General features: G+C 62.1%; 11 protein-coding genes. 5 read left to right on the top strand and 6 right to left on the bottom strand.

The features are described from left to right. The first annotated feature begins 409 nt into the window (after positions 1–409). On the top strand, positions 410–1345 hold the full coding sequence (locus N5J73_RS17065; protein WP_080354950.1) for a DNA cytosine methyltransferase: 936 nt from the start codon (positions 410–412) through the stop codon (positions 1343–1345). Here N5J73_RS17065 and N5J73_RS17060 read toward each other — a convergent pair. The 3 genes from N5J73_RS17060 to aceE form a co-directional block, all read right to left on the bottom strand. Continuing rightward, positions 1338–2261 carry a hypothetical protein gene (locus tag N5J73_RS17060; protein WP_152906725.1) on the bottom strand — a complete coding sequence of 308 codons (924 nt, stop codon included), beginning with the start codon at positions 2259–2261 and terminating at the stop codon, positions 1338–1340. The two genes, N5J73_RS17065 and N5J73_RS17060, sit on opposite strands and share 8 nt — an antisense overlap. Further along, on the bottom strand, positions 2261–3421 hold the full coding sequence (locus N5J73_RS17055) for a hypothetical protein (RefSeq protein ID WP_152906726.1): 1161 nt from the start codon (positions 3419–3421) through the stop codon (positions 2261–2263). Before N5J73_RS17055 ends, N5J73_RS17060 begins: the two co-directional genes overlap by 1 nt. A 108-nt stretch (positions 3422–3529) precedes the next feature. Continuing rightward, entirely contained in the window at positions 3530–6217 is a 2688-nt protein-coding gene (gene aceE, locus N5J73_RS17050; RefSeq protein WP_049412224.1) for a pyruvate dehydrogenase (acetyl-transferring), homodimeric type, read from the bottom strand. A 546-nt stretch (positions 6218–6763) separates the two neighbouring features. Between aceE and N5J73_RS17045 the strand changes: the two genes are divergently transcribed. Continuing rightward, positions 6764–7324, top strand: a complete 561-nt coding sequence (locus N5J73_RS17045) for a PadR family transcriptional regulator (protein ID WP_049449354.1) — start codon at positions 6764–6766, stop codon at positions 7322–7324. A gap of 59 nt (positions 7325–7383) precedes the next feature. Then, entirely contained in the window at positions 7384–8181 is a 798-nt protein-coding gene (locus tag N5J73_RS17040) for a siderophore-interacting protein (protein WP_049449356.1), read from the top strand. 104 nt (positions 8182–8285) lie between these two features. Here N5J73_RS17040 and N5J73_RS17035 read toward each other — a convergent pair whose 3' ends face one another. Continuing rightward, positions 8286–9119 (bottom strand): hypothetical protein, encoded by an 834-nt coding sequence (locus N5J73_RS17035; protein WP_049449358.1) that lies wholly within the window; start codon positions 9117–9119, stop codon positions 8286–8288. 208 nt (positions 9120–9327) lie between these two features. Between N5J73_RS17035 and N5J73_RS17030 the strand changes: the two genes are divergently transcribed. Further along, a complete protein-coding gene (locus tag N5J73_RS17030; protein WP_049449360.1) occupies positions 9328–9729 on the top strand; it encodes a hypothetical protein in 402 nt (133 codons plus the stop codon). A 158-nt stretch (positions 9730–9887) separates the two neighbouring features. Here the strand turns inward: N5J73_RS17030 and N5J73_RS17025 are convergent, their stop codons facing one another. After that, entirely contained in the window at positions 9888–10595 is a 708-nt protein-coding gene (locus N5J73_RS17025) for a YceI family protein (RefSeq protein WP_005415047.1), read from the bottom strand. A gap of 75 nt (positions 10596–10670) precedes the next feature. Beyond that, entirely contained in the window at positions 10671–11261 is a 591-nt protein-coding gene (locus N5J73_RS17020) for a malonic semialdehyde reductase (RefSeq protein ID WP_049449362.1), read from the bottom strand. Positions 11262–11382: 121 nt separating this feature from the next. On the opposite strand from N5J73_RS17020, the gene N5J73_RS17015 reads away from it, so the two are divergent. Next, positions 11383–12305 (top strand): mitochondrial fission ELM1 family protein (locus N5J73_RS17015; protein ID WP_279941224.1); only part of this gene is annotated, 923 nt, incomplete at its 3' end.

Raw genomic sequence — 12305 nt, 5'->3', positions numbered from 1 at the left:
CAAATATTTATGACGCTACACATCCCCCAAGAAAACACATGGCAAAAATATTAATTACAAGACTAAAGCCGCCCATTCACCCCTCGACAATTCAGCACCAACAATAAGTTCGCACCTTTGACGCGACGGCAAACATTGAATTTATGGGCGACCCTGGAACGGAAAGATAATTTTCTAACCGAAAATCGAGATGACCAGCCAACCCTACATGTCGTCCGGACTGGACCATTGCCACTCACAGACGTGAACGCCGTCCTTAGCCACTGTGGCTCGTACGTAAGATCCAGAGCTCCCGGAGGCCGTCTGGACCATCGATGTAGTCTGGCCAAGCGTCTGCGGGAGTAAGGAGACTAGGCAGAGCGGGGAACTGGCTTCATAATTGGCGGCAGCGCATCTCCAAGGGATAACTATGCCAACGGCCGTTTCACTCTTTACCGGCTGCGGTGGTTCAGACGCAGGATTGACGGCCGCGGGATTCGACGTCCTGATGGCAAACGACATCCTTAAGTATGCTGCAGAGGTTTACGAAGCCAACCTACCGCCGACGGACTATGTAGTCGCGCCAATTGAAACAGTCACAAAATTTCCTTCTGCAGACCTGCTTGTAGGCTGCTACCCCTGCCAGGGCTACAGCCAGGGCGGCGCTCGGGAATCGAGCCGAGATATAAATTATCTTTTCAAAGAGTTCGGCCGCGCACTTCGAATCATTAAGCCAAAAGCATTCATTGTTGAAAATGTATCCGGACTCATCCGGAAAGATAATTTAGATTTATTCAACTGGCAGATAAGGAATTTCAGGTCGGCCGGATACAGAGTGTCTTGGAAACTAATGAATGCGGCTGACTATGGAGTAGCCCAGGAGCGCCATAGGATAATTATCGTCGGAATCAGAAGTTCACTGGATCACGATTTTGTTTTCCCTGATGCCACTCATGGCATAACCACTGAAGTGCCTCACGTTACAATTCGAGAGGCACTTCAGGGCTTTCCAGACTGGCCAATAGGCGAGTTCAATGACGAACCCTTCCATTGGTATTACCTGTCAAGAAATCGTCGAAGATCATGGGACGAGACATCCAAAACAATTGTGAGCCGATCCCGACATATGCCTCTCCATCCGATCAGTCCCGAACTCCGCAACATCGGACCTGACAAATTCGAATTTGTATCCAATGATCCGGCGCGTCGATTTAGCTACAGGGAAGCCGCTCGTCTTCAAGGCTTTCGCGGCAACTTGACGTTCCCAGAATCTCACGGGATGCATAGCAGATACAAAGTTATAGGAAACGCTGTTCCGCCGCCTCTATTTGAGGCGGTTGCACGGTCACTCCCAGATCTTAGCTAAGCAGCATTGAAACCGGATCTACTTTCTTCTTTAGCCTTCTTTTGGCGCTGGGCTGGACCCAATTCTCGGCAATCTTAATCAGCCTCGGCCTATCAAAAACGAGAGCTCCGCTTTCATTCACAACGCTTCGCATCGTTTGATCACCCATTACAAATGGCGTGGTGAATGCTCTGATTGGCGCAATAGGCCAATCAGGGTGGAACCATTTCCTTAACAATTTTACATTTGGATCTTCCAGCTTGGAATCCCAATTATCCCCGCAAGCACACTGCCCTAAAATGTAAAGATTACCCGACCTTGAATCCAGGGATGGAAGAGTAATAACGAAGTCTAAGGTCTCGTCTTTTACGTCAGCTTCGCTCATATCCGGCTGAGGATGCCATACCCACTCATATGGCGCCTTCTGCAACTTCGCCATAATCTGTTTGAAGGACGTCGAAGGCAGCCTGGGATGCCCGGTGTGAAGGCCCTCAGAGTTGCGACCAAAGTATTCCCTAAGCAAATATGTCACGACACGCTCAAAAAGGCGCGGAAAGCGGACATAGTCTCCCTCGGTAATGGAGGGCGCCTGGGTGACAGATAAGCAGAATTCGTAAAATCCAGAGTCGCTTGGGGTGTACACCAGCTTATTATTAACGAAGCTAAATGGATAGCCAGACCCAATCAACTCTACTCGACGCAATATCTCGTTTCTAGTCGAGTCTAGCAACCCCTCCTCCGCAAGATCTTGAGCTTGCCAGTGAGGTCCCGCGACACCCACTTCCTCCATTTCATCATCTATTTCGCCGGAGATGGTGTTATCCAGGATAGCTGAGTCTATCGTGGCAGATGTCCCGCGCATTGCAGCAAACTCAAACTGGTCCGCATCCTTTGACGCTTTAGGTTCCAGACTCTTCCATGAGGCTTTTGGGCTCATTATTCATGGCCCTCCGCCCCGCTTGACTCGTTCGCAATCTCTTTCAGCTTGCGTGCGAGGGAGCCTGCAACGGAATTGGCCTTCTCCGCCGGGAACACCATGGCCATCGCGACTTCACGATCAACAGGAGTTTCGTCCAATCGAGAAACTAGGTCTCTCAAGATCTCGCGAACGGTGTGAACGCCCTGACGAAGCTTGTCCTCGATCTTCTGTGTAGCAGCTTCAATCTCGTCGACAGTTTTCCCCTGTTCGATCATGGTGAGCGTTTCAGGATTTGCAAACATGCCAGCCAGTCGTCCGAGTTGCCGAGAGTCTGTAACAGATGAGCTCCGCCCTCTGCTTCTGTCTCCAAACATAGCGGTCATCAGCACCGTCCCCTTGGCCAACTGCTCTGACTTGATCGGATTCGGCACCGTTTGCGTGTCAGCAATATCCAAATAATCTCGCGTCGCACTGTATCCAAGAATGGTGTAAACCCAGGAGAATGGGTACGCCGTGACGCTTCCTCTACCACCCTTCTGACTGTTGGTAGGGATAAATTTCCCGGAGGCTTCCAACTGCTTAACTACATAGAAGCCCTGCAAAAGACGATCGATTGTCCGATGCTGATCACCGATCATCTTCGCTATCTCAGACACGCTCAGCTTATGCTTTTCCACAACATCTGCTACCCAAGCAGCTTTGGCGTAAGAGTCCCAGCTTTTTGCGGCCGAAATATGGCGAACACCCAAGTAAGACAGCAGCCCGGTCTGATCCTCATCCCCTGAGAAAACAATAACAGGCGGACGCTCAAGCGATGGCCTCTTCTTCTGATTCCAAACCTCAATGTAAGGTGCGGCCTTATCCCGCTGGCGAAGCGCACGCTCGTCACCAGCCAACATTAGGCAAGCCGCCAAGCGGCGATTCCCCTCTGCAACTACCAGCTTGCCGTCCTCGCTGCGTGCAACTAGTGGCTCAGCATCGAAATAACCATTAATTGACAGAGAACTAAGAAGATCATCCACGCCAAACGCGTCGACGATATGATCAAGAACCTCCGCCTGGGTGGGATTCACTCTCCCTAACCCACCAAATCTCGGATTCTTAGCATCCAAATATAGTTCTTCTAGAGCAACGTTCAGGCGTTGCCCAGACACCTCGTCAATAACCAGCTGATTCATTCCATCAACCTCCATCCATAGTTCCGTCTAATAAAGCTCAAATCTGGAAGATGAGCCGCAGCTTTTCAAGAAAAAAGGGCCTTTACGGCCCTCTTTTCTCTTACTCAATCAAACCCCAACAGGATTAGCCTTCTCCGGATCAATCTTGTACTGCTTGATCGCCCGGGCCACATCCTTCGCGGTCATCTTCCCTTCCTTCGCCAGCGCCGCAATCGCGGCATGCGCGATGTAGTACCGGTCAACCTCAAAGAACCGGCGCAGGTTCGCACGCGTATCCGAACGGCCGAAGCCATCGGTACCCAGCACGGTGTACGACATCGGCACGAACGCACGGATCTGGTCCGCGTATGCACGCACGTAGTCGGTGGCGGCAATCGCCGGGCCCTGGCGGCCTTCCAGCAGCTCGGTCACGTACGCCTTGCGCTGCTCACCTTCCGGATGCAGGCGGTTGGCACGTTCCACGTCGAAACCATCGCGACGCAGTTCGTTGAAGCTCGGGCAGCTCCAGATATCGGCGGTCACGCCGAAGTCCTTGTCCAGCAGCTCGGCCGCGGCAATGGCTTCGCGCAGGATGGTGCCCGAACCCAGCAGCTGCACGCGCAGCTCGCCCTTCTTCGGCTTGCCGGCGTCGGTCAGCAGGTACATGCCCTTGACGATGCCTTCGGCCGCACCTTCCGGCATTTCCGGGTGGGTGTAGTTCTCGTTCATCAGGGTGACGTAGTAATACTCGTCCACCTGGTCTTCCATCATGCGCTTGGTGCCGTGCTGCAGGATCACCGTCACTTCGAAGCCGAAGGTCGGGTCGTAGCTGCGCACGTTCGGGATGCCACCGGCCACCAGATGGCTGAAGCCATCTTCGTGCTGCAGGCCTTCACCGTTCAGTGTGGTGCGGCCAGCGGTGCCACCCAGCAGGAAGCCGCGGGTACGCATGTCAGCGGCCTGCCAGGCGATGTCGCCCACGCGCTGGAAGCCGAACATCGAGTAGTAGATGTAGAACGGCAGCATCGGCACGTTGCTGACCGAGTAGCTGGTACCGGCGGCCATCCACGAGCTGATCGCACCCGGCTCGCTGATGCCCTGCTGCAGCACCTGGCCGCTCTGGTCTTCGCGGTAGAACATCAGCTGGTCGGCGTCGACCGGCTTGTACTTCTGGCCGAACGGCGCGTAGATGCCGATCTGGCGGAACAGGCCTTCCATGCCGAAGGTACGGGCTTCGTCGGCCACGATCGGCACGATGTGCGGGCCCAGTTCCTTGTCACGCAGGGTGATGTTCAGGCTCTGCACGAACGCCATGGTGGTGGAGTAGCTGCGCTCGCCGCTGCTCTTCAGCAGGCGCTCGTAGGCTTCCAGCTTCGGTGCCACGAAGGTCTTGTCGGCCTTGCGGCGGCGCTGCGGCAGGTAACCGCCCAGCGCGGCACGGCGTTCCTGCAGGTACTGCACTTCCGGCGAATCCGGGCCCGGGTGGTAGAACGGCACCTGGCCGTCGGCCAGCTGCGCGTCGGTCACCGGAATGTTGAAGCGGTCGCGGAAGTGGCGCACCGCTTCGTCGTCCAGCTTCTTGGTCTGGTGGGTCGGGTTCAGTGCCTCACCGGCGCTGCCCATGCCGTAACCCTTCACGGTCTTGGCCAGGATGACGGTCGGCATGCCCTTGGTGTTCACGGCCTGGTGGTAGGCGGCGTACACCTTGTGCGGGTCGTGGCCACCACGGTTCAGGCGCCAGATGTCGTCGTCGGAAAGGCCGGCGACCATCGCAGCGGTTTCCGGGTACTTGCCGAAGAAATGCTCGCGGGTATACGCGCCGCCGAAGGCCTTGCAGTTCTGGTATTCGCCGTCGACGGTTTCCATCATCAGCTTCTTCAGGACGCCATTGGTGTCCTTGGCCAGCAGGGCATCCCAGTAACCGCCCCACAGCAGCTTGATCACGTTCCAGCCGCCGCCACGGAACACGCCTTCCAGTTCCTGGATGATCTTGCCGTTGCCGCGCACCGGACCGTCCAGGCGCTGCAGGTTGCAGTTCACCACGAAGATCAGGTTGTCCAGGCCTTCACGGCCGGCCAGGGCGATGGCACCCAGGGTTTCCGGCTCGTCGCTCTCGCCGTCGCCGATGAAGCACCACACCTTGCGGTCGGACTTCTCGATCAGGCCACGGTTTTCCAGGTAGCGCATGAACTGCGCCTGGTAGATGGCGGCCAGCGGGCCCAGGCCCATCGACACGGTCGGGGTCTGCCAGTATTCCGGCATCAGCCACGGGTGCGGGTAGGAGGACAGGCCACCGCCGTCCACTTCCATGCGGAACTTGTCCAGCTGCTCTTCGCTGATGCGGCCTTCCAGGAAGGAACGTGCGTAGATGCCCGGGGCGCTGTGGCCCTGGATGAACAGCAGGTCGCCCGGGTGGTTTTCGCTCGGGGCGCGCCAGAAGTGGTTGAAGCCCACGTCGTACAGGGTGGCGCCGGAGGCGAACGAGGCGATGTGGCCGCCCAGGTCACCCGGCTTGCGGTTGGCGCGGACCACGGTGGCCATCGCGTTCCAGCGGATGATCGAACGGATGCGCCATTCCAGCTCGGCATTGCCCGGGCTCTTGGCCTCGAGCTGCGGCTCGATGGTGTTGACGTACTCGGTGGTGGGAGAGAACGGCAGGTAGGCGCCCGAACGACGGGTCAGTTCCACCATGCCTTCCAGCAGCTGATGCGCGCGCTCGGAGCCCTCGACATCAATAACGGCCTTCAACGACTCGATCCACTCCTGGGTTTCCACAGGATTCGGGTCGTTGTTCAGCACCTCGTTCAACCAGTTCATTAGCGCTCCCATAACCGCACGCACGCGCGCGACTGTTGTATAGATTTCTAGACCGCAAAGTGTAGCGCACCAAGGGCTTTCGTCACTTGGCTACGCAGGCGTATGGATGCAACCGGCCAGTGTCCGCAAGGGGCTTGCCGGACCCGCTGAAGGCCGTGCGGCGGGCCTTGTTGGCTGCGCGGGCTGTCGCTTGCGGGCCGCTGCGCCCATGTGCAGGACGCAGTGTTACTGCTGCCGATGACGGTTGTAGGGCAGCGCCACGCCCACCGGTATCGGCTGCGCGTGCCGGCGCTGAACCGGCGACAACGTGTCGCACCTGCCTCTGGATCTGTGGGGGCAGCGGGCCCAAGGTGGGCCGTGAGTGATGGGCCTGACGGCCCAGCTCCCTTCCACGGTTTCGCCGGGGCGCCTCGCAAGGGGCGCCCCTTTTGTTGTGGGCACGCGGCGGGCCGTGGCCCAAAACAGAGCTGCTTGTGGCCGGATCGGTGATTGCCGGCTTCGACATATCGATATATCGTTTGCGCACTCGTTTACCGATATATCGAAATGAGCCGTACCGCTTCTCCCAGAGCCCGTTCCACCGATCCGGCGGTGCCGCGCCGCAACGGCCAGCCGCGCGTGCTCAGCCGCGGCGACCTGCGCCTGCTGGTGCTGGCCCTGATCGGCGAGCAGCCGCGCCATGGCTACGAGCTGATGCAGCTGATCAGCAACCAGTTCATGCAGGCCTACACGCCCAGCGCCGGCACCATGTACCCGCTGCTGGCCAGCTTCGAGCAGGCCGGCTGGATCGAGGCCGAGGAAGTGGATGGGAAGCGGATCTTCCGTATCACCGCTGCCGGCGAGTTCGAGCTGAAGGTGCAGCGCACCCAGGTGCGCCTGGCACAACGGCGTGCCTTTGACCGTGCCCGCGAGATCACCAAGGCCTCGCTGCCGCCGCCGCTGGCCGCGGCCCTGCGCGAGTTCAAGCGGGCGCTGGTGCATCACCACGGCCGCTGGGCCGAGGGTGAGGCGGAAGAAGTAGCGGCGCTGCTGACGCGGGCATCCGCGCTGCTCAACGGTACGGCCGGTAGCGAGAGCCCACCCATTTCAACGACCCAGCCAGACTGACTCCAGCCAGGTCTCCCCTACGCCGCGCAGCACTGCGCGACACCTTTACAGGTATCCCCATGACCGAACACAACAACACGCGCCTGCGCCTGGATGTGCGCTTCCGTGAACTGACCGTGCTGCGCACCGAAGAAGTCACCCCGCACATGCGCCGCGTGGTGCTGAGCGGCGACGAGCTGGCCGGCTTCGATTCGCCCGGCGCCGACGACCACATCAAGCTGTTCTTCCCCAACGCTGCGGGCGAGATGGTGCTGCCGGTGCTGACCGCCGAAGGCCGCAGCTACCCAGACGGCAAGGAGCCCTCGCCGGCCCGCGACTACACCCCGCGCTGGTGGGACCATGAAACCGGCGAGCTGGCCATCGACTTCGTGCTGCACGACCAGGGCATTGCCGGGCCGTGGGCCGAGCAGGCCAAGGCCGGCGACAAGCTGGTGATCGGCGGCCCGCGCGGCTCGTTCGTGGTGGCCGACAGCTACGACGCCTATGTGCTGATCGGCGATGAAACCGCGCTGCCGGCCATCGCCCGCTGGCTGGACGTGCTGCCGGACGGTGCCGAGGTGCAGGCTTTCATCGAAGTGAGCGACGAAGCCGAACGCCAGGACCTGCCGCAGTACGAGAACGTGCGTATCCACTGGCTGGAGCGCAACGGCTTCCCGGCGGCCAGCAGCACGCTGCTGGAAGACATGCTGACCGACTTCGAGGCCCCGGACGGCGATGTCTTCTACTGGATCGCCACCGAATCGCGCCGCGCGCGGATGATGCGCAAGTTCATCGAAGGCCACCTGGGCGTGCCGCGCGACTGGGTCCGCTCGACCGGCTACTGGAAGGCCCACCCGGACGAAACCGACGGCGATTGATCCAAAGACGGTGGGTGCGGACCGTTGGTCCGCACACCCTTGACTGTGTAGAGCCGAGCCCACGCTCGGCTGCTCTCCGCTCGGCCACCGATGGACCCATCGCGCTACGCGCGATGAGCCGAGCATGGGCTCGGCTCTACAGGAGGGACCGCGACCGGCGGCTTGGCCACCTGCCCCGCCCACCCAAACCGCTGCGCGGCCCAGATCTCCAGCGCCACCAGCAGCGCGATGATCAGCAGCGGCAACAGCAGCCCGAAGTACACGCCGGGCATCATGCCGTTGATCTGTGCCTTCACCAGCCGCAGCACGCCACGGGTGTGCAGCAGCTCATCCACATGCATGGTCAGCGCCTCGCGCACCACCTTGGGCTCCAGGCCGAGGGTACCGGCCTTGTCCACCAGCGTGTCTTCCACCATGCCGCGCAGCAGGCCTTCGCGCACCTTGCCGATTACCCAGCCGGTACCGCGCGCCAACGGGCCATCGCCAAGACGGTCGAGACCGGGCAACGGGTGCTCGCTGAGGTAGGCCGAGGCGATGGTGTCGGCCACATCGCCCACCGTGCCCTCGCTGCGCAATGCCTCGCGCATGCGCGGGTCGTCCAGTGAATCGGTGAAGCCTTCGCTCCAGCCTTCCACCAGGGTCTGCAGGTGCGGCTGGAAATGATCGAGCTGCTTGAACAGCGCGCGGTGCGCACCGGCAGTGAAGCCCAGCTGCAGGCCGAAGAAGGCAGTGGCCAGCGGCAGCAGCACCACGTAGCTGGCCAGCAGCCAGTGATGCCAGCGCTTGCGCCGCTGCAACCAACCCCGGCGGTGCAGCCAGCGCCAGCCGAGGATGCCCAGCACCAGGCCAAGCAACGTGCCGAGCAGGCTGCCGCCCACTAGGTCGAGCAGGCTCAGGCCCGACCAGAATTCGTTCAACCAGTACTGCGTGTCCTGCATGGGTCTTCCTTCCGTGGATGAAAAGCAGGCCATTGTAGAGCCGAGCCCATGCTCGGCTGCTTTTCTTTCCGCCATCGGGAAACCCTCGCGCTGCGCGCGACGAGCCGAGCATGGGCTCGGCTCTACAGGAATTCCGCCGCCCGGTTCAACGCATCAGCCGGCCAGCAATGCGACAATCGCGCTCCTTTCCTGCAGCAACGAGGCCCACATGGCCAAACTGACCCTGGCCAGCGTGGACGCGCTGCGTACCCGCTTTGCCGATGACGCCGCCTGCGACGCGGCACTGGCCGCCTTCGCCGACACCGCTGCCCTGCGCGTACCGCTGCGTGAGCTGGTGGAGGCACAGCACCGTTACCTGCAGGCCGAGTTCGAAGTGGCGCAGGTGGCCGATGTGCTGCGGCGCGACCAGAAGTACGCACCGGTGGGCCGGCCGTCGATCAACATCGTGCAGCTGCGCAAGCAGCAGGCCGCGACCAAGCAGGCGGCGCTGATCGCACGCCAGGTGGTGGCGCAGGCCGCGCAGACCTTCGCGCGCGTGAGCGGGATGACGGTGAAGGCCAAGCACAGCCCGAGCGAAGCGTGCGTGGCGTGGTTGGGCGCGTTGCGCTGAGCGCGCGTACCCGGTAGTGGCCAACCTTGGTTGGCCTGCGGAGTGCCCGTGTGCCAACCAAGGTTGGCATCTACCAAAGCGTGTTCCCCCGCGCTCAAAAAAGAAGGCCCGCTTTTCAGCGGGCCTTCTGCCTTCTCACGACGAGTGAGTTGGGTGCATCAAGCAGCCGGCTTTTCGCCGGTGGCTTCGGTGGTGATGCGGATCTTCACTTCATCGCTGACGTTCGGGGCATAGGCGCCGACGCCGAAATCGCTGCGCTTCAGGGTGGTGGTGGCATCGAAGCCAGCCGCCGGAACCTTGGCCATCGGGTGCTCGCCACCGCCGTTGACGGTCACGTCCAGGGTGACCGGCTTGGTGATGCCCTTGATGGTCAGGTCACCGGTGACGGTCAGCTTGTTGGTGCCGGCCGCTTCCACCTTGGTGCTCTTGAAGGTGGCATCGGCGAACTTGGCGGCGTCGAAGAAGTCGGCGCTCTTCAGGTGCTCGTCGAACTTGGCGGTGAAGCTGTTCAGGCCGCTCAGCGGCAGCTTCACTTCCACGGTGGACTTGGTCACGTCTTCGGCGTTGTACACCAGGGTGCCTTCGACGTTGCCGAAGTGCGCGCTCGGGTTGGAGAAGCCGAAGTGGCTCCACTGCGCCAGCACGTCGGTGTGGCTCGGGTCCAGCTTGTAGGTGCCCGAGGCGATCTTGATCGCTTCGGCGGCCGGCGCGGCAGCGGCGGCATCGGCAGCCGGGGTGGCAGCCTGTTCGGTGGTGGCCGGGGCGGCGGCATCGGCAGCCGGGGCAGCGGTGTCGGCCGGCTTGGAGCAGGCGGCGATGGCCAGGGTCAGGGCCAGCGGCAGCAGCAGTTTACGGGTGGCGCTCATCTCAGGAACTCTCCGGATCGTAGGGTGGGGACAACAGGGGCCGCCAAAGTGACGGCCCGAAACCGATACAGCGACTTACGCGATGCGCGCCGCTTCGTCGAACGACAGGCGCGGCAGACGCGGGAACAGGCCCGCCGGGTCACCGTAACCCAGGTTGACCAGGAAATTCGACTTGATGGAGGTACCGGCGAAGAAGGCTTCATCCACCTTGGCCGCATCGAAGCCGGACATCGGGCCGGCATCCAGGCCCAGCGCGCGTGCGGCCAGGATCAGGTAGGCGCCCTGCAGGCTGCCGTTGCGGAGGGCGGCTTCGTGGCGGCCTTCCTGCGGGCCGTCGAACCAGGCCTTGGCATCGGTGTGCGGGAACAGGTACGGCAGCTTCTCGTGGAAGTCCAGGTCGAAGCCGATGATGGCGGTGACCGGGGCAGCCATGGTCTTGTCGTGGTTGCCTTCGGACAGGGCCGGGGCCAGCTTGGCCTTGGCTTCCTTCGAGGTGACGAAGACGAAGCGGGCCGGCGTGGTGTTGGCAGCCGTCGGGCCCCACTTCACCAGGTCGTACAGTTCCTGCAGCAGGCTGGCCGGGACCGGCTTGTCGAGGAAGGCGTTCTGGGTGCGGGCCGTACGGAACAGCTGGTCGAGGGCAGCAGCGTCGAGCGCGTGGGACATCGGTGGATCTCCAGGGCGGCGAAGGGAAGGTCAGTGCCCGCGGGCGGCGCGGGGCGAATCGACGAGCCGCAGTGTAGAGTGTCGCGACTGTTGCAACACCCAGCAGGGCTGAAACGAATTAATGCCACAGGTGAAACGATTGAGTGCGCCCTGGACGGTCACGGACGGCCGTGCGGGCAATGTCCGCCAGGCGGTCGCGCTGGCCTCTGCGCTGCGCCAGGGCACCCATCGGCCGCTGGTCCTGCAGCCCCGCGCTCCCTGGCGCTGGCTGTCGCCGCGCCGCCTGCCGGGCGATGTGAACGGCTACGGCGAGGCCTTCGCGACACTGGCCGCCGAAGCGCCGCCGCTGGCGATCGGCTGTGGCCGTCAGGCCGCCGGCGCGCTGCGCGTGCTGCGCGCGCGTGGCAGCCAGGTGGTGCAGATCCTCGACCCGCGTATCGGCGCCCGCCACTGGGATGTGGTGGTGGTGCCCGAACACGATGCCCTTCGCGGCAGCAATGTGTTGACCCTGCTCGGCAGCCTCAACCCGGTGGACGACGACTGGCTGGCCTGGGGCCGCGCCGCGTTCGCCGGCTTCAGCACCCTGCCCGGCCCGCGCACCGCGCTGCTGGTGGGCGGGCCGACGCCGCTGGCGCCCTGGGATGAGACCGCGATGGTGGGCGTGTTCCGGGCACTGGCCGAGCAGATCCGCAGCGAGGGCGGCAGCCTGCTGGCCACCACCTCACGACGCACGCCGCCGGCGCTGGCCGAGATTCTGCGTGCGACCTTCGCCGACCTGCCGCACGTGATCTGGGGCGATGGCGGCGACGGTACGAATCCTTATGGCGGCCTGCTCGGCTGGGCCAACCGCGTGGTGGTCTCGCCCGATTCGGTGAACCTGCTGTCCGAAGCCTGCGCCACGCGCATGCCGGTGATGGTGGCACTGGCCGATACCGCGCAAGGCCGGCTGGCGCGCTTCCAGCAGCAGCTGCGCGAGCGCGGGCGGCTGCAGGCGCATTGGCTGGACTGGCAGTACGACCGCATCGAACCACTGCGCGAGACCGC

The organism is Stenotrophomonas sp. GD03654 (assembly GCF_029845105.1).
GTDB classification, from domain to species: Bacteria; Pseudomonadota; Gammaproteobacteria; order Xanthomonadales; family Xanthomonadaceae; genus Stenotrophomonas; species Stenotrophomonas africana.
Note: the sequence above shows the minus strand (reverse complement) of the source record. Positions and strands in the feature narration are given on the sequence as shown.

What these genes read in the sequence shown, in the direction of transcription:
- N5J73_RS17065 (WP_080354950.1), top strand. Translation starts at nt 410, where the DNA reads ATGCCAACGGCCGTTTCACTCTTTACCGGCTGCGGTGGTTCAGACGCA.
- N5J73_RS17060 (WP_152906725.1), bottom strand. Translation starts at nt 2,261, where the DNA reads ATGAGCCCAAAAGCCTCATGGAAGAGTCTGGAACCTAAAGCGTCAAAG.
- N5J73_RS17055 (WP_152906726.1), bottom strand. Translation starts at nt 3,421, where the DNA reads ATGAATCAGCTGGTTATTGACGAGGTGTCTGGGCAACGCCTGAACGTT.
- aceE (WP_049412224.1), bottom strand. Translation starts at nt 6,217, where the DNA reads ATGAACTGGTTGAACGAGGTGCTGAACAACGACCCGAATCCTGTGGAA.
- N5J73_RS17045 (WP_049449354.1), top strand. Translation starts at nt 6,764, where the DNA reads ATGAGCCGTACCGCTTCTCCCAGAGCCCGTTCCACCGATCCGGCGGTG.
- N5J73_RS17040 (WP_049449356.1), top strand. Translation starts at nt 7,384, where the DNA reads ATGACCGAACACAACAACACGCGCCTGCGCCTGGATGTGCGCTTCCGT.
- N5J73_RS17035 (WP_049449358.1), bottom strand. Translation starts at nt 9,119, where the DNA reads ATGCAGGACACGCAGTACTGGTTGAACGAATTCTGGTCGGGCCTGAGC.
- N5J73_RS17030 (WP_049449360.1), top strand. Translation starts at nt 9,328, where the DNA reads ATGGCCAAACTGACCCTGGCCAGCGTGGACGCGCTGCGTACCCGCTTT.
- N5J73_RS17025 (WP_005415047.1), bottom strand. Translation starts at nt 10,595, where the DNA reads ATGAGCGCCACCCGTAAACTGCTGCTGCCGCTGGCCCTGACCCTGGCC.
- N5J73_RS17020 (WP_049449362.1), bottom strand. Translation starts at nt 11,261, where the DNA reads ATGTCCCACGCGCTCGACGCTGCTGCCCTCGACCAGCTGTTCCGTACG.